The following is a 19,788-nucleotide window of genomic DNA, read 5'->3' on the forward strand; positions in this document are numbered from 1 at the left end:
CGCGGGCTAAGATGAGCGATATCACTCAGATTTATAGGACACAGAAATCCGCTAAACCCAACATAATCTGAGAGTCATGCAGCTAGCCACGAGGTGAGAGAACACCGATGACCGCAACGGAAGAACCGCGCGCCCGCCGCGCACAGAACCGCAAAGTAGTCAAGCGCCGCGCCCGGATTTTAGAACTGCTAGCCGGGGGAGATGCACCGCTGCGCAATGAAGAACTCGCCCGGCATTTCGGTGTTTCCCTCGCGACCATCCGTCGGGATTTGAGTGAACTAGAAACCAGTGGGGAGCTATCCCGTACTTACGGCGGTGCGGTCTCTGCTCACCCGGAATTTCTTCACCTGGGCGGGATTACCCCCACGAATTTGGCCCGTAAAAAAGCAATTGCGAAGCGGGCCGCGGCTCTTATCGCTGATGATTCCCTCGTGATCCTAGATGCGGGAACCACCGCCGAGCAGCTTTCCTTTGCCCTCGATAACACGCGCCGCATCACCGTGATTACCAACGGGATTCGCCCGATTAACGCCCTGGCACTCCAGGATAAAGTGACGGTAGTGGTGCTCGGTGGAACCCTCGATATTGCACACGACTCAATTACCGGCGTCGATGCAGAAAAAATGCTCGAATCTATGCACGGCAATTATGCCTTTATGGGCGCGGTACAGATCTCCCCGGAACGCGGCATCGGCTCTCTCAGCTACGAGCAGGCGCGGCTCAAAACCCAGATGATGGCACATGCTTCCCAGGTCTACGTAATGGCAGACGCGGCGAAACTGCATAATCGCCCTTATCCATACTGGTCACCTTTTCCTAAACGCTGGACGCTAATTACTGATACCGACGCAGATGCCGAGATGCTGCGCCGCTTGCAGCGCTCGGGTGCTGAGGAAATTCTGCTCGCCAAGGTGTAGATTTTAAATGGCTCATGTCACAACGGCGAATGGCAGGAGGAACGATGATCATTTATTTTTCCGAGACTGGTACTACTGAAAAAGCAGCAGAACGCTTGCAGGGTATCGTCGGCGGCGAAGCGGTACGGATAGCCGCTGCGCAGCCCTACACGAATGAGGATTTGGATTGGCGGGTCGAGGACAGCCGGGCAAATCTGGAACAGCACGGTAAAATCGCAGCTCCCGGCCTTGCGGAACCTGTCGAGCTGGGAGGTGCCACGGAAGTATTCCTCGGTTTTCCGATCTGGTGGGGTATCCCGCCGAAAGTCGTGGATAGCTTCGTGAGCTCGCATGAGCTAGGAAACGCACGGGTACACCCCTTCTGCACCTCCGGAAGCTCACCGATGGACGAAGCCGAGGACTATCTACGCTCCGCTTTCCCGCAGATCGCGTGGACGAACGGACTGCGTTTCCACGACGGCCTCAGCGACGAAGAAATCCGCGCCTGGGCCGATGCGCGCTAGAGTCCCGAGCGCAGTTATTGCACTGAGCGGTACGCTCGGCACTCTTGCCGCCTGTTCGCTGGGTCAACCTTCCCCGGATGAACTGGCGGCATGCACCGGAACCGTTACACTCTCCCAGCTCAACCTCCCCGGGCCCTACGGGGTTTCCTGGACGGTTGAGTTTGCGGAGGGCGACACCGCCACCTTGACGTATAACGTTCCTGGAGGTGGCACGGGCCTGACCGAGGTGTATCGGGAATCTTTCCCGGTCGATGCGCAACCGCGGCGAGAGATGTGCATGCGGGCTGCGATGACGAAAGAAGCAGAACCCCTGCCGGGCGGGGCGACCGTCAGCTGGGATCTGGGGCCGGCTGGCTCCGGGCACACCAACGATGAGGAAGCAACTGTGTTCATGGAGCCGGTCATGCTCATGGTCACCCAAGAACGCCTGTGGGCCGCGAATGAGGCATATGAGCAGTACGCCGAGAACCGCTAGAGGAACCGCTTCATCATTCTCTTCACGAGAGAATCTTCAATCAGCTAGGCTCCACATTGGATAGCGGTGATTTACCTAGAGTGCGCCAACTTCTCGCACGCCCATGCCACCCCAGCTTCTCAAGATAGAGAAAAGAGAATCCTATGGTTAGCTTCTCCACTTTCACACGCAGCGGTGCCGCACTCGTGAGTATCGGCATTGCCCCGGCATTGAGTTCCTGCTCCTCGCAAGGGCAAGCCTTGCCAGAACAGATAGCAAAATGTACCGGCACTGTCACGGTGTCTCAGCTTGGGGTACCTGACCCCGAAGGGTTTTCGTAGACGGTTATCTTCGAGAAAGATGACACTGCAATACTCAGCTTCTCCGCCGGAGGGAAAGATACCCGACTGACCGAGGTATACGAAGATTCGTTCACTGTTGACACCAAACTTCGCAAGAAGATGTGTAAGGTAGTTGCAGCTCAACCGACCGCGGAAGCCGAAGAATCCGAAGATTCCACAGTGGAATGTGATTTATCGCCAGCCGGCTCAGGTAAAACGAGAGACAGCAAAGCCGACTTCCTCATGGGCCCGGTTCTCAAGATGATTCCCGAAAGCGCGCTCCTGGCCGGGTATGCGGCACACGAAGAATACGCCAAGAACCGCTAGGTGTGCGGGACGGCAGGCGCGGCATCGTCGTTCTTAATGTGGCGCGGCACGGAAACCTTATGCTGCCACAATGCGGATCATAAACGAGAAGAAGGCACCGCCGTCCCGGTTTCACCCAGCGCGGCGGTGCCTGTTCCGTAACATCGCGTTAATTTATGCTCCCGCTACTTCCTGTTCAAGGTCGTCGGTAATAACCTTGCCCATGGTTTCTGGCGTGGATAGGCACGCCAGAATGCCAAGGCCCATCATAATGGTGGTGAAGGTTAGTACCGGCCACCAACCGAAGCTACCCGGCCGCACGATAATGGCCGCGATCATCGGGGTGAAGCCCACGATGATATTGCCCAGCTGCGTGGAGACGGCATAGCCTGTCATTCGCAGGCGAGTCGGGAACATCTCGCTATACATCGGCGCCTGAACAACGTTTCCGCCGGTGGATACCAGCCCGATAATGAAGAGCAAAATAACCAGCAGCGGCACGCTCTTGATCTGAATTGCCCAGAAGATAACCGGGAACAGTGCCACGAGGCTGAACATCGAAATAAGGTACACCGGCCGGCGGCCGATCTTATCCGAGAGCGCTGCCCACAGTGGCTGAACCGGAACACCAATAACCATCGACACGGTGGCCAGAGTCAGCAAGGTCGAGCGCTCCCAACCCCAGTAAGTGGTGCCGTAGTTGAGCATGTAATTCGTGAGCAAAACGCCGGTGATTGCGAACTGGCCCATCGCCATAACGCGAATGACTTGCCGCCAGTGATTCTTGAAGAGGTCGCCGAGGCTCCCCTTATTTTTTCCGGAAGTCTTTTCCACCGAGTGCTGCGTGGTTTTACCCTGTTGGCGGGCGAGTGCCTCGTAAACATCGCGCGGTTCATCTGCCTTCGTCCGCACCCACAACGCGTAGAGCACCAGCGGAATAGCAATGAAGTAAGGGATCCGCCACCCCCAATCGAGAAGGAAGGACTCATTCCCTGACACGGGAATAAAAGCGGCAATACCAAGAAGCTGGCCGATAAGAAGTCCGTGCATGGTGAAAGCAACGAGACGGCCACGTTTCTCTGGCGGTGCCAGCTCGGACGTCATCGCTGTCGATCCGGCTTGCTCGCCACCCGCGGAGAATCCCTGAATAAGCCGCATAGCAATCAAAATAATGCCCGCAGTAGGGCCAATCGAGTCATAGGACGGCAAGAATCCAATAACGAGAGTTGCAAATCCCATTAACCCGAGAGTGAGGAGGAGCGTCTTCTTTCTCCCCCAGGTATCACCGAGGTGACCGAGCACGATAGCTCCGAGAGGCCGAGCGAGATACGCAACACCGAACGAGGCAAGCGAAGCGACATTCGCTAAGGTCGGATTATCCCCACCACCGAAGAAAACGGTAGGGAAGATAACCGCGGATGCGGTTCCGTACAGGCCAAAGTCATAGTATTCGGCAAGAGCGCCCCAAAAACCAGATTTTGCGGCTTTCTTGGCTGATTTTTCTACGTTCACTTTCTCGCCCGAGACCTTCATAGCTACATTCGATGCAAGATCACTCTCTGGCGACGATGCCGGCGTAGCACCTGGTGTCGTGTGTGGGTCCGTCATTGGTTATCCTTTCGCGCAACGGAGCTGCATTGCATCCGTTTTATGCGGTAAATCGTGGACGTTCCCTTACGTCCATCAGCTAGCGTACTAAGAGCATGGTGATTAAAACCGCCTCACTGCGGGTGAATTACACGTTCTCTCTTCGTACCATCAGACGAGTAGACTAGTCCGTAATTACCGGAAGTAATACTCAAAAATCCGTGTAGCGAATGGCGGGGCGGAATGCGAACAAACCTACAATTCTCACAGCGTTTGACGGATGCAATTCAGGCGCTCCACGCAGCTGATGACCGGCGGGCCATCGCACGCTATTTCGTTGCCTTACTTGCGGATGTGGCACCTAATTCAGACTACATTTCTTTCCACGTATTCTTGCCACGCCAGAATATCTTTGCGGTACTGGGTGTATACGGTCTACGCCATTATAATTCGACTCTCCTGGTGGAAGCTGATTCACCCTTCGGAAGAACTCTTGACTGCCGCGAACAGTACTGGGCCCGTACTCCGGCCGAGGTAGCTCGCCTGTATTCCTTCCCGGATGATTCTTCGCTTGCCTACGAACGAACCCGACCGCTATTCCACTCGGCTTCCGCAGCCACTCACACGTCCGCGGTTATTCAGCCCTGCATCATCGGGGAAGAATTAGAGGGAACTATCTGGCTGGAATCCCACTCGCGAGCCGGAGCTTTTTCGACAACAGATCGGTTGCGCATTTCCCAGCTTTCCACCCTTGCGGCGTTACTTCTGCGCACCGCACCTCACGCAACTATTCTCAATTCTGACGGTTTAGCGGAGGTATGGGATGTACTTCTTACCACCCCCACTCAGCTCACTGCGGACACACCTGAGAATTCGACCCCTGAAAGTACGCCACCACGAACCGAATCGAGACACGCACCTGCGCTTACGCCCCGCGAAAGGGAGGTATTAACGCAAGTAGCATTGGGACTTACTAATTCCGAAGCAGCCTGCGCTCTGCATGTATCTATCAATACGGTGCGCAGCCATCGCCGCACCCTCATGCGAAAACTCGGAGCACACAATGTAGTGGAGCTTCTTGACACAGCGGAACGCTATGGAATGCTATCGAACTCGTAGAGAGACTAGTCCCTAACAGCTACTGGAAGGCGTTTTCACCCCAATGGGACAAGCTAATTCAGCGTTTGGACTCTATGCTGGCACTTAATCGCACAGGAGATTATTTCGAGGGAGAAATGATGAACGCACCGACATTGTCAGTACCAGTTCCCGCTGCCACAGGCCCAATTGCAGTCAACAATGAGAGCTATCCCTTTTCTGCAATGCGGTTCGCACGCGAACCACTAGATTTAGCCTCGTACGGATACGTTGAGGAGGAGTATTTCCTTTCCGGTACCGCAAACGTTTATGGTTTCACTCCGGAGGAAGACACCCGCATAATCGTCGAAAAAGAGGGAATTCCATACTGTACCCGCGTACTGGTGCGGCGCCCAGCTAAGGAAAGTTCACCGACCGCATGGGTATCTATTTTGAATGCCTCAGAGGGATACGACATCGAAGACGATTGGAGGCGGGCCTGGGACTACCTTATGGACAAGCGGCACACCTATGTTGCCGTGACGGCCAAACCCATCCAGATCTCCGCCTTGCACACCTTTGATCCGGAGCGCTACAGACAGCTCAACTGGGGCGGAAAACCGCGCCAGATCGATGCCGCAGAGCCGGGATGGAATCCTTTTATGCAGCTTGACGAGTGCGAAGAGGGCCTGGCCTGGGATGTGATCGCGCAGGTGTCCGCGTGGCTACGATCCTCGAACAGCCCTGTGAGCCTAGAGCGCGTCTTCCTTATCGGCCAGTCCCAATCCTCGGTGTATACCAATACATATCTCACCTACTTCCACAATCTGTTACGGCTAGCCGACGATGCACCTACCTATGACGGTTATGCTCCCGGGGTCGGATCTGTGTTTGTCAAAGCTATTAACCAGCACAAGTCCGGGATCCCGCCGCAAATGCTGAGCGGCGTAGATCTTGATGCACCTGGGACTGGGGAGAAACAAGCAGCCTTTGTCCCCTACCTCGTTGAGCCCGCCCAACTTGATGTTCCGATTATCAGCACCTCCTCGGAGGCTGATGTGAGCCTCTTCGGCGCTGGTCCCGAATCTTTCCGCCTAGGGGACGGACCGTTGCGCCGGCATTGGCATGTGAAGCGTTCACCACATTCGGATGCCCGTTCGCGTGTTATCCCACAAAATTCGGAAGTGGTCAAGGCGAAGCGGCGCCCACGCCAGATGGATACCGCGTTCCTCGAATCCCTCAGTGCGCTTCCCATTGAACCGATTATTACCGGGTCCATGGCCGCGGTAGAAAAGTGGGCAGCGGAGGGGGTACCGGCTGCACCTTCCACCTGGTTCGATGCCGAAAATGGGCAGTGGGTAAAAGATGGCGCCGGGCTGCTTTCGGGTGGGATTGAATTGGGACTCCTCGCTCATCCGATCGCGGATTTCCTCCCCGGAGCGCCCGAAAATCCCGTGTACGGCCTCATGACCTTGCATGCGCGCGAGTCGATTCTCAAGCGTTTTTCTTCTTTCGAGGGCTACCGGGCCGCCTGCGATGAAGTCGATGACGCGCTGGAAAAGGCGGGTTATCTTGAGCCTGTGGGCCGCCGCTTGCTCCACGCCGTGGAACGCGAGCTGTGGGAGCGCGCGGTGGAAGGCGCACCGGCTCCCCTGAGTTCACCGCAAGGTCGGTAGCAGCGCCCGGGTTGCCAGGGCGGAACGCGCCGCGGCGTCGCCGTTAATCCCGCGCGCTCAGGGCACCGGATTCTTCCAGGTAGCTCTCCCAATGGGGTGAAGCCGGCACCTGCCTGACCTGCCGGGAGGCCAGCATGAGCACGGCCGCGAGCGCGGTGGGAATCGCGAAGGAGATTTGGGTGAGTTCCCATCCGATCATCCCAATCCCCCAGCCGGCCAGCGCGGGGGCGAAAGCCGCGGCTCCGGAGGCGAAGAACTGGCTGACCGAACCCACGCGGCCCATCAGCTCATTGGGCGTCATGAGCGTGACCAGGCCCATCACCGCGGCATTGACGGCGGGGATAATCAGGCCCATTAATGCGTACATCGCGCCGATCCACCCCAAACCGGGAAGGAAAGGAACAATGGCGACGACGCCGGCGCACATGAGGAATCCGGCGATGATGAGAATTCCGGAGGGGACCCGCGCGACGAGACGCGCGGCAACCACCGCCCCGGCAAGCGCCCCGCACCCGAGCGCGGTGGCGAGCAGGCCGATGAGCGCCGGCTCCACCCCGCGGTCGGCGAGGCCGAGGGTCACGCTCATCATCATGCCTGCCCACCCCAGGTTGAGCAGGCAGGCGCAGATAAGAAGCACTCGGACCACGGCGCGTTCCCACATCCACCGTAGCGACTCGTTGAATTCCGCGAGCGCACGGGAGATGCGGCCGGTACGAACAGGGCGCGCAGAGTTGTCCGAGTTCTCAGGGCACCTGGCACTGCTGGAGCACTCAGCGCCGCCGGAACGCCCGGGCCGGTAATCCCCGCGCATGAGGAGCGTAGCCCCCATGCTCGCCAGCTGCCCGACGATTTGCGCGAGAGCGGGGACGTAGAGGTGGATGGCAAGAAGCGCTCCGCCGGCCGGGCCGGTGGCGAGGGTGACCGCGGCATCGCGCCCCTGATTCGCAGCCACGGCGTTGGGAAGAAGTCGCCCGGGAACCACCTGTTTGAGCATGGAATTTGAGGCCGGGGAAAGCAGGGAGTTACGCAGGCGGTCGAGGAAAGCAAGAACGGCAAGATTGAGCACGTTCGCGGTGCCACTGAGCAACAGAGCTACCAGCGCAACCTGCGCGAGCGCCCCTAGGCCAGACGAGACCAAGCGGAGGGTACGCCGGTTATGGCGGTCGGCCAATACCCCGCCGGGAAGAATACCCAGCAACGTACCTACGCCTTGGAAGAATCCCACCGTTCCGGCGTGTACAGGAGAGCCGGTCACCGCCAGGCAGACCAGCGGGAAGGCGAACATCGCGATCCCCGCGCCCAGGTCCTGGAGCAGATCGCCGGTAAACCAGGCCCGGTATTCACGGGATGCCCAGATGGTGGCAGGTTCACGCTCTGATGCGGTCACCTGTTCCGTTGCTATAACTGTCCCATTGTCCGTACCTGACATGAGGTCTCCTTACGTGCTGATGAGCCGAATACCTCGGCCTCCACCTCCCACTATAATTACGCAAGAATTATTGCGCAACATTTGTTGCGTATGTGGGCAAGTCCGTTGTTCCAGCTACAATGATTCTATGGCTTCTTCTGACAGCACTGCCGAATCACGTGACACTCCCGAAATGACCAGCGCCGATTCGGGCAGCGCGCCCACCGCGGGCACCACCACGGGAACCACCACGCCGGAAACGGTGGCTCGCCTCAACCGGGAGCAGCTGCGGGCCCTATCTCACCCGGTCCGCTTGAGCCTGCTCCACACTCTCAGCCGACTAGGCCACGCGCGCGCCGCGGATTTGGCTGAGGAACTGGAGCTTCCCGCCAATTCCATGAGCTATCACCTGCGAATTTTGGCCCGCGGTGGGCTGATTCGCGAGGATCCGACCCGGGCGCGCGATAAGCGTGATCGGGTGTGGACCCTCACTTCCCCGCGCATGGCCACCGATTCCAGCCTGCCCAATTCGGAGTATTCCAAAAGCGTGACCGCGGCCGGCACCGCGATTCTGGAATGGGCCACCTCACTGTGGCTGGCCGCCATGACCGCCCGCACTAACCACCCGGAGGAGCGGCCGCTGTTCACCAGTTTGCACCCGGCGGAAGTCCTTCTCACACGTGAGCAGGCCGCCGATCTTTCCAAGAAAATGTATGAACTCGTGGAAGAATATCGGGTGGATAATGAGGCGGGCGCGGCAACCCGCCCGAATAACTCTTCTGATTCTTCCAAGAAAGCCACACCCGAAAACGCCACTCCCTTTGTGACACTCCAGGCTATTATCCCGCGCAGCCCTGGCCACAACACGCACGCAAGTACCCGCTAGCAAAGGAGCGCAATGAGGCATTCCGCGTTATCGTATTCAGTTTCCGGGGCTCCCATCGAGGGCACCATCGTTGCTTTTCACGGGGTGACAGATTGCGCCGCCTCGTTACACAGCCTCGCCGCGCATTACGGGCGTGATTACCGAGTGGTGCTCTGCGATCTGCTCGGCCACGGACTCTCGGCCCGTTTCGCCAAGGACGACCTGGCCGATCCCTTCACCGCCCTCGTTGCCAGCGCAACCGATGTGGTGGTGCGCGCCGCCGCCGGCACTCCCGCACGCCAGATCCTCCTCATGGGGCACTCCCTAGGCGGTGCGGTCGCCGCGCATATTGCCGCAGCTCACCCGGCGCTCATCGCGGGTCTGGTGCTTGAAGACCCCGCGCTCCTCACCCCGGAGCAGGCCCGTACCTACCGCGAGGCCGCCGAAGATCTTGGCAAAACCCAGGAGCGCGTGCGCGAGTATCTACCCGAAGCTATCGCGTCATTGCGCGAATCGTATACCACCTGGACCCCCTCCGAATACGCCGGCTGGGCACAGGGTAAGACCGAGGTGGACCTCGATTTCATTGCCACCGGCGTGGTGGGCCGCCCCGGGCGCGCGGTGCTTGGCCAGCTAAGCATGCCCACCCTCCTCGTGACCGGCGACGGCGACGATGTGCTCTTCGGCGCCACCGGCATCGAGGCACTGACTGAGCATCACAATCCGCACCTGCGCGGGGCGGTCATCCCGCACTCCACCCATACGGTCCGCCGCGACCAGGAGAGCGCTTTCTACGCCGCGGTGGACCCCTTCCTTGCCGAGTGCGCGAAGGCGCAGAAGCGCCCGCAGCCTTACCTCGATCCGCAGCTCACGCCTTTGCTCGCGGGCGTGCCCGAGCAAACCACCTGGGATGCTCCGGCGATGCGCGCGGAAGGCGAAGCGCTGCTGGGTGCCGAACCGGAACTGCCCTCGGGTATCCGCCGCGAGGTTGTGGTGGAGAACGGCCTGGAGCTGCGTATCTTCCACCCCGATAGCACGACGCCGCCGCAGCCCCGCGTGGTGCTGTCTTTGCATGGCGGCGGTTACGTTGCGGGCCGCGCCCGCTACGACGACGCCCGCAATGCTGAGATCGCCCAGCTGGCCGAGGCCACCGTGGTGGTTCCCGATTACCGGCTGGCACCCGAGCATCCTTTCCCAGCAGCGGTGGACGACTGCCGGGCTGCGCTCGCTTATATTACGCGGGTTTTCCCGGGTGCACCCGTGCTGGTTTTCGGAGATTCGGCCGGGGCCGGCTTGGCCGATCAGGTGCTGCGCTTCGCGCAGCCAGAGGAACTGGCGGGCTTGTGCGGCGTCGTCGCCCTCGAACCGTGCGTGAGCCCGCGCCTCGATACGCTCTCCTATCGAACCTATCGCGACGGCCCCGTATGGACGCGGGAGGCCGCGGCCGCGGCGTGGAACGCCTACGCTGACGATTCCGGGTACCGCGCCGAGCCACTTTCCGCAGGTAGCGGCCCGTATTCAGGGTTGCCGATGCTGCTTGTGGTCAATCCGGTTGATCCGCTGCGCGACGAGGGCCTCGACTGGGCGCGCGACCTCATGGACGCCGGCGCGGCCGTGGAACTCCACATGTATCCGGGGACTTTCCATGCGATGCTATGTTCCCCCGGCACGAAGGTGTGGGAGCAGGTACGCGCGCGAATAAGTGAGTTTATTGCGACTGCGTTTGCCGGGCGTTAGGAGCAATCTCTCTGAAGGCCAGAGATTTCACAATGTCCTTGAACGCCGTTTGAAGAAGCGCTGGATCGCCGTCTTCTAATACCACGCGGAGATAAACCGCAATATCTTCCTGCCGCCTCCAGCATAGGGCCCTGCGGCCAAGTTAGTTACATTTCTATGTCATTTCAGAATTGCGGGGGAACAATCATTATGACTGCTCCCCCGTCTCTATTTTCTGCACTATCTTCTGCCCGGTGCCCGCTTAAGCTGTCAACACCCTGGCCGGATTCTCGTACAGTAACTTGTGCAGATCACTTTCGCTCACGCCTTCCTGGCGCAACAGGTCAATGACGACCGTTGGAACGAAGGCAAATCCATTACCGCCATTCTGAGTCCACATTTGCTTGAGGAAGAGATCGTGACTGAGGATAATCTGATCCGCGTACCCATCAGCTATGAGGTCAGCAAGAACACTCACAGTTTCGTTAACTGACGGAGATACACCTTCTTTCGGGAAGGTGATATCCAGGCCGATCATGTCGAATTCCAGCCACACTCCCCTATCGAGGAGCCGACGCTGGTAATCCTTATCAGCACCGGAAGGATCCGAGTGGGCAAGGGAAACCTTATGCGGCGCCACGCCCTGCGCAAAGACCAGGTCCAGAACCTCATCTCCGCGCCGTTGCCACCCGGGCATATGAATATTGAGCGCTACGGTCGGATTATTTGTTTGAGCAAGGGCTCCGGCAAGCAAGGACGCATGTTCCCCTTCTGTAAAGAAGGGAGATACCCCTATCTCACCGATCATGCCGGCTTTAATCTTCCGGTCGCCACCCTCCGACTTTTCCGCCGCACTGCCCGGAGCGGTATCAATTGCCGGAATACCCTCATTGATATCGGCATCAATTTCTTCCGCAATGGCGTCAACGCTACGCGCGGTAATGCGTTCGCCTTCGAACTTTTCAAGATATGGCCCGGTCGACATAACAACGTTGAGTCCAGTCACTTCCGCAACTTTTAGTAAGCGCGCCGGGTTACGGCCGATGCTGACGGTTCCAGTTGCGTCAACGATAGTCTGCCCGCCGAGCTCAGCAAATTTACGGACTTCCAGGATCACATCCTGAGCCGGCTTATCCGCCATATTATCCGCGTTGCAGTACGGATCTTGGCGCAGGCCATACATAAGATCCGGCGTGACTTTCTTGCCGACTATTTCCTTGGAGAACTCGTAATAGGGCTCATCCACAACCGAGGACAAGTCATTGAAAAGGTGTTCGTGGGGAAGTGTCATCCCCATATCTTGAGCCTTGATAATTCCGCGAACGGTTTGCAGTTCGCCGTTCTTCAGTTGAGACATTGCAGCTGTCCTTTCTTCGCTGCCTAGTGAGATTCTTCAGTTTTATGTTCGGTACCTGCTCCGAGCTTGCGAGACGGGACCATGGCGATTCCTGCGGCAACCAGCGCTACCGCAGCGCCCGCAACCGTAACGGCATAAATGACGTGCCCTTCTTGCGGGAGGATGAGGTCAATGAGGATGGATCCGATAAGCTGACCCGCAGTTGAAGCAAGAGCGAGGAGCAGCAAACCAAGCTTGCGAACCAGCAGTGCCATGAGTGCGATGGAGAGCAGACCCAAAGGACCGCCGAGGTACATCCACCACTGAGTCGGAAGATGGAAAGTAGCAGCACCCATCGCCAATCGAATAATGAACGCAAGAGCGAGCGCGGAAAACCCAATGATGAAATTCCAGGTAATGGATACCAGCATAGAATCCGCAAGATAGCCGATCTTGGAGTTACCCGCCGGTTGCCATCCAGCAAGGAGACCACCACAGAACGGCAGAATTGCCAACGCAATCATATGGGGAGCCGTGAAATTCGGCGATACCACCAGCACGGTCGCTGCAATAGCGAGGAGTGCCCCCAAAATACGGGGGATATTCAGCGCTTGTTTGAACTCAACTCCGATACCGAAACGGTCACAAATAATTCCGGAGATAACCATGCCTGCAATCAATGAGGTCTGGAACGTCGCCACCCCGAGCGCTCCGACGGAAACACCCTCAGAGAGAACAATAACGGCTCCGCACAGACCTGCGAAGAAGTACGGCCACGGCAAGGTTCCATGCCGCAGATGCCCCGGAATCGAAATGAGGGCTTTCCGCAGCCGGCGCTGCGGCAGCACGATAATGAACATGACGACAAGTCCCGAGAAGAATGAAATACACGCGGCCAGATGTCCGTCGTCGACCGCAACACCGAGCCGCCCGTTGACGGAACTCTGCATGGGACCGAGCATGCCCGCCAGAACGGTGAGGAAGGTAAACAGCACAATGGCAGTTCCTTGCGCAGCACTTCCGTGTGCACGCACGCGCTTCTCCGCCGCATGAGTTTCCGTTTGTTGAGAATTAGTCACTGCGTCGCCAGTATCCACAACGCACGAATCAGATTTTAATGAAGACATCATTGCCTACTTTCCCGAGAGCCAGGTGACGATATTGCCAAAAAGGGTGGAATAGCCGGGCCACTCCATGAACTCCTGCGGAGCCCAATGCGGGGAGATGTCCGAGGCGAAAGCTACCGACCGGCCTCGCCCGTATTCACGTGCCACCAAGAGCGGCTTATGCGCCGCAGTTGCCAAGACACTCGCGCCTTCTTTCGCCACGAGGTCTTGGAAACCGAGCAGATACGGCCACGTTTTATCTATTCCTTGAGTAATGGGGTGATTGACATCCGTGAGCTCTCCGCGGACACCTTCAGGCGCTTCAATACGGTCGTCATAGCGGTGGATAGTAACCGGGAGTACATCCTCAACTGGAGTGCCCGCATAATTCGCCATCGCTTGGAATCCCTGGAAGCTGAGATAGCCGCCCGCCATCATTAATCCGCCCCCGTTCTTCACCCAGTCACGAATGAGAGTGAGTCGATTCGGAACACGCTTTCCCTCTTCGAAAACTTGCGGCGGGAGAAGGAGGGTATTAGCTCCAACATCCGACAAAATGAGGACGTCATACTCATTGAGTTCCTCTTCCGTAAAAGGAAACTCGACCGCCACATCATGCGATCGCATATGGGTCACTTCATGCCCAGCTTTGCGCAAACATTCGAGAAGTTTTGCGCAACCGATATGTACTTGAGTGTGCGGGAATTGATCGAAGCCTTTATGGTCAACAATATCGCTGACCCACGACTCGCCTGCAAGCAGAACTTTTACCATTCCAGTCTCCTTCGACTACCAATTATGTTTCGCTCAAGGTAGCGACAGAGCCGTCGGAAACGACTTTCATCACCACAACCATCACGAGCGTTGCGCAACGTTACGCAACGTCTGGTTGTTATGTTATAGGCTTGAGGTGTTTCACACAAGACCCTCGTTTACATCAGGAGTCCCATGGCAGCTTCTCTAAGCGAAATAGCACGAATTGCTGGCGTTTCACCGTCGACAGTCTCTCGGTTCGCGCGTGGGGAACTCAATGTTCGAGGGGAAACCGCAGAGAAAATCCAAGAGGCGATGTCCCAAGTAGGCTGGCAAGCTCCCACTTTGACAAACACTTCATTGCGCACAATCGCCCTGATTATCCCCAACCTAACTAACCCGTTTTTCGCAAAGCTAGGGGCCGAAGTTATCTCCGCGGGTGACGCTGCACAGAAAACAGTGGCTGTATTCGTTTCGGGAGGGCAAATTGATAACGAAGTGGAACTCATCGAGGAAGCCCTCGCAAATCCTACAGTTGACGCGATCATCCTGGTTGGAAATAACTCGCTCGATGGAGATATCAATTCCGTGAGCCTAACTAAACCCTTCGTCATGCTTGACGAGATGGTTCTCAATGTGGATGCAGCTCTCGAAAATTCAGCCTTGGGGTACACCAATATTCGCCCGAGCTCTATCCCCTACGTTGTAGCGGACAACGCTAATGGCGCCTACCAGGCAACGAATCATCTTCTGGCGTTCGGGCATCGCCGCGTGGCGTTCATTGGTGGACCTGAGGGACTTCTCTCCGCACATCAACGAGAACTCGGCTACCGGAAAGCCATAACATTCCACGGGCTCAAGGTGGATGAGCGCTACATTTTCCACGGTCCCTACTCCGAGGCTTTTGGTGCGTCCACATTACCACGGCTTTTAACCGCCCCGGATCCTGTTACTGCGGTCTTCGCAAGTTCGGATGTGGTGGCCATTGGTCTTATCCGTGCCGCAGAGCAATGTGGACTGCATATTCCCGATGACCTTTCCGTCATCGGATTCGACAATATTAGCCTGTGCGATTGGATTCATCCGGGTCTGAGCTCAGTACAACAACCCATTGCAGATATGGCACAAGCTGCCTTGCGCGCTATTGTTGACACCGCAACTGGACAGGCACCCAGCGGACATATTTTCCCCATGCATGTGGTGACGCGTGCATCGGTGAAACGGATCGGGTAAACGGTTCGAGGCGCCCCGGACTGGACACCTGTAATCGTAAAAGTTGTTGCACTCAATTTTAGAGTCCATGGGTATTTGCTCCATCTCACCGATACGGTAAACTAAAGCATGTCTATAGCTGACTCTCCACAGCTTGCCATCACCACCACCGATGCGCGTGCAGGCTGCGAAGAGGCTGCTCGTAACAATGCGGGAGTACACAGTAGGTACTTACGCACCCATGCGATAGTCATTCAGTTTTATGAAGCATAAAGAGTTGAAGATGTCTAAGAAGCTTGTTCGGCACAGCACTGCTAAGTTTTTGGTGTTTACGACCAATGCGGCTAACAGCGTTGAAGTACGGTACGAAGAAAGTACCATCTGGCTTACCCAGAAGTTGATGGCACAATTGTTTGACGTCAACGTCCGAACCGTAAGCGAACACTTGCGAAATATTTTCCAATCGGGGGAGTTGTCGGATTCTGCAGTTATCCGGAAATTCCGGATAACTGCTACTGACGGAAAAAACTACCTCACACAGCACTACAACCTGGACGCAATTATCTCGGTTGGTTACCGGATCAATTCAATACGCGCCACTCAATTCCGGCAGTGGGCCACTGGCATCCTGCGTGATTTCACTTTACGTGGCTACGTGATTGACCGAGAACGTATGGAAACTGGCGACATTCTTGGCGAGGACTACTTTGAGCAACTCCTCCAAGAAGTGCGGGAAATCAGGCTCTCAGAGAGGCGTTTCTACCAGAAGATAACCGACATCTATTCAACAGCTGTCGATTATGATGCCAAAGCGCCCACAACCCGGACTTTCTTCGCTACTGTCCAAAACAAGCTTCACTATGCTGTACACGGACACACCGCGGCGGAACTCATCACCGAGAGAGCCGATGCTAAGAAACCACATATGGGTTTAACTTCGTGGAAAAATTCGCCTGACGGTAAAGTGCTCGCGGGTGACGTGACCATCGGCAAAAACTACCTCACCAAGAACGAGCTTGATGATTTGGGGCGGTTGGTAGAAGCGTATTTAAACCTTGCAGAGTCACGCGCACGCCGTCACATTGCCACTACTATGAACGACTGGGTACAGTTCCTCGACCAAGTTCTTACCCTCGATAGTCGTGAACTGCTGAACAATGCGGGAAAAATTTCAAAGAACCTTGCCGATGAACACGCACTAGAGGAGTTCTCCAAATATCGAGTGGTGCAGGATCTCACCTATGAATCAGATTTCGATAAGTTTGCTCTCCAAGCAGAACGGGTCAACGAGGATCACGGACAACCTTAGATAATTAATTTACGTTCGGGCAAGCTGCCGTCCAGAATTTGTTTCCAACGGCAGCCTACCCAACGCAGGTACTCGCAAAGCATAGAAAGAGCCCCGCGACACCACACCTTCTTCTCGCTACTCGCGCACCGCTTCCGCAGCGAGTTCGAGGTTGCGAATATATCCTTCCGCGGTCCATGCCGAACGGCCAATAAACAGGCCACCCACGCCCGGGATTCCCAGAATATCCTTGTTGTTATCGTGATTGACGGAGCCTCCATAGAGGATGGCCTCCACGCGATCCCCGTAACGCTCCGCGAGCGCGGCAAAGGTACGTACCAGGTCCTCGCGCCGCGGTGGGCGCCCATGTTCCCCAATTGCCCAGATCGGTTCGTAGGCGAGGAGCACGCGGGAAGTATCCGCTATCCCATCCAGGGCCGCATTAATCTGCGCGGTGATAAAGGGAAGGGTCTCCCCCGCCTCAAATACCTCAGCCGGCTCACCGAAGCACACCAGTGGGATAGCCCCGTGGCGCAGCGCAGCTTTGATCTTGAGGTTAACAGTCTCGTCCGTTTCCCCGAAGTACTCACGCCGCTCAGAATGCCCCATCTCAATCAGGGTGGCCCCGGCATCGATTGCCTGAGGGATCGATACTTCCCCGGTCCACGCCCCGGCATCTTCCCAGGCCGCATTCTGCGCACCCACCAGGATTCTGGTTCCCTCAAGCTCGCTAGCTGCCACATCAATGGCAGTAAACGAAGGAATAATAAAAGGCTGGATATCACCTAGGCTGGCCACATCAAGGCCGGCGAGTGCGCGAGCATAGTCCCGTGCGAAAGCGCGGGTGCCGTTCATTTTCCAGCTAGTTCCAACCCAAAGCATCATTCCTCCAGTGAACCGTCATAGGCGCAAATGGCATCCACATTGGCCTTGGAATGCGAGCTCGGGTCGAATTCATAATTGAAAAATTCTTTGGCCAGTCGTCGCGCGAGTTCCGCACCGATAACCCGCTGCCCCAGGCACAGCACCTGGGCGTTATTGGAGAGCACCAGGCGTTCCACCGAATAGGAGTCATGCGCGGTCGAGGCGCGAATGCCTTTCACCTTATTAGCGGACATAGCCACGCCCATTCCGGTCCCGCATACGAAAATACCACGGTCAGCCTCGCCGCGCGCAATCATTTCCGCACCCGCGGTAGCGAGGTTCGGATAAAGCGCAGATTCGCCTTCCTTGAGACCCAGGTCGATCACTTCGTCGATGCGCTCATCCTTCTCCAGATCAGCCTTGATGAGGTCCTTGTATCCGTACCCGGCCGAATCACCGAGCACCACCACACGAAATCCCATGTTTTCTCCTTTGTTTTCTTTTCTAGCCACGTATATACGGGTTGGTACATTCTTACGAGCCACGCCACATTGAGGTAACAACCGCTCACCGCTATTCCACCACACGAACCGCGCAAAAAGCCACATTTTAGCGTCTTGCCATCACTTTATCCTATCTTTTTGCGCGGTTCATGCAGATTGATATCAGAGCGCCTCCGCTGCCGCGGCCATGAGGAGGGCGAAAGACACCGCGCCCGGATCCGGGTGACCGAGTGACGCATCGCCGTGTGTCTTGGCCCTGCCCTTGCGTGCAGCCAGCTCCGAAGTAGCTTCGGCGGCCTGACGGGCTACTTCGGCCGCGCGCGTCCAGGCGTCCTTGAGCCCCACGCCTTCGGCAAGCTCCTTTTCCAGTGCATCGGCAAAAGGTTCGGTTGCGTCCACCATCGTTTTATCTCCGACGACGGCACCACCGTCGCGCGCCACATTTCGCGCCGCATCAACGACGGCCGCGCCCAATATTTCGGCCGAAACCGCTCCTCCATCGTCAAGATGGCTGGCAGCTTGGCAGATGGCATCTCCCCAGAGTGCACCCGAGGTACCACCCGCGCCTTCGGACCATGCTTTGCCAGCCGAGTCCACCAGGCTCGCAGCTCCCGCCTTGGCGGAGAAGGCCCGGCGGACCGCATCGCGTGCAGCTACCGAGCCGAGGGTCATGCCTTGACCGTGATCACCGTCCCCAGCGATGGAATCCAGCTTGCCCAGATCCGCTTCCGCCGCGATAGCAGCATCGGCAAAAGCGGTGAAGACGACGGCGATGCGTTCCGCCTGCGCTGCCGATTCGGGCGTGCCGGCACTGAGTTCCACCGCGTGCGCTTCCGCAACGGGGCGTTCGCGGCGTTGCTGGTTCTCCACGTTTCCAGTACGGAAAGCGGGGGTATCCGCACCGGACAGCCAGAACTTCTCCAGTTCCTCATCGAGAAAAGCAACGGTGAGAGAAACACCGGCCATATCGAGTGAGGTCACCTGTTCACCTACGACCGGCGCCACGACCTCCAGGCCACGTTCGGCCAGGATGCTAGAGACTGCGTGGTAGAGCACGAACATTTCTTCGTACTTCACTCCGCCCAGCCCGTTAACGATCACCGTCACGCGCCCGCTGTAGCCGCCCTCGCGGCGCTCGGGTTCTTCGGCAAGAACACCGTCAACCAGAAGGGTTGCCAGTTCATCCGCGGTGGCATGTTCGTGTTCGGAGATCCCGGGCTCACCGTGAATCCCAAGCCCGAGAGCGAATTTTCCATCAGGCACGGTGAAGAGCGGATCGCCCGATCCCGGGAGGGTGCAGCCGGTGAAAGCGACCCCGAGGGTACGGGTGGAATCATTGGCGTGCCAGCCAATGCGTTCGGCTTCGTCCAGGTTGTACCCGGCGGCGATTGCCCCGCCGGTTACTTTCACGACGAAAAGGTCACCCGCAATACCCCGGCGCTCACGGTGTTTTTCCGGGATCCCCGATGCGACGTCGTCAGAAATCTGTACTTCGCGCACATCCAGACCGTCCGCACGCATAATACTGGCGGCTTTCCCAAAGTGGAGAACGTCCCCGGCGTAATTGCCGTACATGAGGAGCACGCCACCGCCGTTATCAGCAGCTTGGGATACCGCGGTGACTTGGGACTGCGAGGGGGAAGCGAAAATATTCCCACATACGCAACCGTGCGCCATACCTGGGCCGACCCAGCCAGGGAAGGCCGGGTAGTGCCCCGAACCACCCCCAATGACCAGCGCCACTTCGCCCTCCGGGGAGGTAGTAGACCGTACGACGCCGCCGTGCACCGCCTCCACGTACCGCTCATTAGCGGCGATGAAACCCGCGAGGGCTTCAGCGGGGAATTGTTTAGGATCGTTGTAGATAAACGTCATT

Annotated in this window: 18 protein-coding genes; 10 read left to right on the forward strand and 8 right to left on the reverse strand. The window is 57.5% G+C overall.

The annotated features are described in order from the left end of the window. The first annotated feature begins 107 nt into the window (after positions 1-107). The 4 genes from QP305_RS05800 to QP305_RS05815 all read left to right on the forward strand — a co-directional run bounded on the left by QP305_RS05800 (position 108) and on the right by QP305_RS05815 (position 2,542). Entirely contained in the window at positions 108-917 is an 810-nt protein-coding gene (locus QP305_RS05800) for a DeoR/GlpR family DNA-binding transcription regulator (protein WP_274733945.1), read from the forward strand. A 44-nt stretch (positions 918-961) separates the two neighbouring features. Then, positions 962-1,420: a flavodoxin gene (locus tag QP305_RS05805; protein ID WP_274733947.1), complete on the forward strand. Its 459-nt coding sequence runs from the start codon at positions 962-964 to the stop codon at positions 1,418-1,420. Next, positions 1,410-1,895: a hypothetical protein gene (locus tag QP305_RS05810; RefSeq protein WP_274736153.1), complete on the forward strand. Its 486-nt coding sequence runs from the start codon at positions 1,410-1,412 to the stop codon at positions 1,893-1,895. The genes QP305_RS05805 and QP305_RS05810 overlap by 11 nt, the downstream gene beginning before the upstream one ends. A gap of 440 nt (positions 1,896-2,335) precedes the next feature. Next, entirely contained in the window at positions 2,336-2,542 is a 207-nt protein-coding gene (locus tag QP305_RS05815) for a hypothetical protein (protein WP_274736154.1), read from the forward strand. Between the two features lie 153 nt (positions 2,543-2,695). Here QP305_RS05815 and QP305_RS05820 read toward each other — a convergent pair whose 3' ends face one another. Beyond that, positions 2,696-4,054 carry an MFS transporter gene (locus QP305_RS05820; RefSeq protein ID WP_274755771.1) on the reverse strand — a complete coding sequence of 453 codons (1,359 nt, stop codon included), beginning with the start codon at positions 4,052-4,054 and terminating at the stop codon, positions 2,696-2,698. Between the two features lie 297 nt (positions 4,055-4,351). On the opposite strand from QP305_RS05820, the gene QP305_RS08710 reads away from it, so the two are divergent. Together QP305_RS08710 and QP305_RS05825 are read left to right on the forward strand one after the other, a co-directional pair. Further along, positions 4,352-5,227, forward strand: coding sequence for a helix-turn-helix transcriptional regulator (locus QP305_RS08710; protein ID WP_350309597.1), 876 nt, complete (start codon positions 4,352-4,354; stop codon positions 5,225-5,227). A gap of 119 nt (positions 5,228-5,346) precedes the next feature. Beyond that, a complete protein-coding gene (locus QP305_RS05825; protein ID WP_284904479.1) occupies positions 5,347-6,861 on the forward strand; it encodes an alpha/beta hydrolase domain-containing protein in 1,515 nt (504 codons plus the stop codon). A gap of 43 nt (positions 6,862-6,904) precedes the next feature. On the opposite strand, the gene QP305_RS05830 is transcribed toward QP305_RS05825, so the two are convergent. Next, positions 6,905-8,290, reverse strand: coding sequence for an MFS transporter (locus QP305_RS05830; RefSeq protein WP_284904481.1), 1,386 nt, complete (start codon positions 8,288-8,290; stop codon positions 6,905-6,907). Between the two features lie 127 nt (positions 8,291-8,417). Between QP305_RS05830 and QP305_RS05835 the strand changes: the two genes are divergently transcribed. Together QP305_RS05835 and QP305_RS05840 are read left to right on the forward strand one after the other, a co-directional pair. Beyond that, positions 8,418-9,155, forward strand: a complete 738-nt coding sequence (locus tag QP305_RS05835; protein ID WP_274735202.1) for an ArsR/SmtB family transcription factor — start codon at positions 8,418-8,420, stop codon at positions 9,153-9,155. Between the two features lie 12 nt (positions 9,156-9,167). Continuing rightward, on the forward strand, positions 9,168-10,871 hold the full coding sequence (locus tag QP305_RS05840) for an alpha/beta hydrolase (protein WP_274778614.1): 1,704 nt from the start codon (positions 9,168-9,170) through the stop codon (positions 10,869-10,871). A gap of 241 nt (positions 10,872-11,112) precedes the next feature. Here the strand turns inward: QP305_RS05840 and QP305_RS05845 are convergent, their stop codons facing one another. From QP305_RS05845 to QP305_RS05855, 3 genes are read right to left on the reverse strand one after another with little or no spacing between them, the layout of a single operon-like run. Further along, on the reverse strand, positions 11,113-12,207 hold the full coding sequence (locus tag QP305_RS05845) for a phosphotriesterase family protein (protein ID WP_274733960.1): 1,095 nt from the start codon (positions 12,205-12,207) through the stop codon (positions 11,113-11,115). Positions 12,208-12,230: 23 nt separating this feature from the next. After that, positions 12,231-13,265 carry a DMT family transporter gene (locus QP305_RS05850; RefSeq protein WP_274735204.1) on the reverse strand — a complete coding sequence of 345 codons (1,035 nt, stop codon included), beginning with the start codon at positions 13,263-13,265 and terminating at the stop codon, positions 12,231-12,233. A gap of 54 nt (positions 13,266-13,319) precedes the next feature. Continuing rightward, positions 13,320-14,066, reverse strand: a complete 747-nt coding sequence (locus QP305_RS05855; protein WP_274733963.1) for a glutamine amidotransferase — start codon at positions 14,064-14,066, stop codon at positions 13,320-13,322. Between the two features lie 174 nt (positions 14,067-14,240). Here QP305_RS05855 and QP305_RS05860 point away from each other — a divergent pair, with 174 nt between their 5' ends. Next, entirely contained in the window at positions 14,241-15,278 is a 1,038-nt protein-coding gene (locus QP305_RS05860; RefSeq protein WP_284904483.1) for a LacI family DNA-binding transcriptional regulator, read from the forward strand. Between the two features lie 262 nt (positions 15,279-15,540). Continuing rightward, positions 15,541-16,566 carry a virulence RhuM family protein gene (locus QP305_RS05865; RefSeq protein WP_284891312.1) on the forward strand — a complete coding sequence of 342 codons (1,026 nt, stop codon included), beginning with the start codon at positions 15,541-15,543 and terminating at the stop codon, positions 16,564-16,566. Positions 16,567-16,683: 117 nt separating this feature from the next. Here QP305_RS05865 and QP305_RS05870 read toward each other — a convergent pair whose 3' ends face one another. The 3 genes from QP305_RS05870 to QP305_RS05880 form a co-directional block, all read right to left on the reverse strand. Next, entirely contained in the window at positions 16,684-17,430 is a 747-nt protein-coding gene (locus QP305_RS05870) for a triose-phosphate isomerase (RefSeq protein ID WP_274733967.1), read from the reverse strand. Continuing rightward, complete coding sequence (locus QP305_RS05875; RefSeq protein WP_126135477.1) at positions 17,427-17,891, reverse strand: ribose-5-phosphate isomerase; 465 nt, start codon at positions 17,889-17,891, stop codon at positions 17,427-17,429. The genes QP305_RS05870 and QP305_RS05875 overlap by 4 nt, the downstream gene beginning before the upstream one ends. 183 nt (positions 17,892-18,074) lie before the next feature. Further along, positions 18,075-19,787, reverse strand: coding sequence for a dihydroxyacetone kinase family protein (locus tag QP305_RS05880; RefSeq protein WP_284904485.1), 1,713 nt, complete (start codon positions 19,785-19,787; stop codon positions 18,075-18,077). Between the last annotated feature and the right edge of the window lies 1 nt (position 19,788).

It is taken from the genome of Actinotignum timonense, from assembly GCF_030216305.1.
GTDB lineage: Bacteria > Actinomycetota > Actinomycetes > Actinomycetales > Actinomycetaceae > Actinotignum > Actinotignum timonense_A.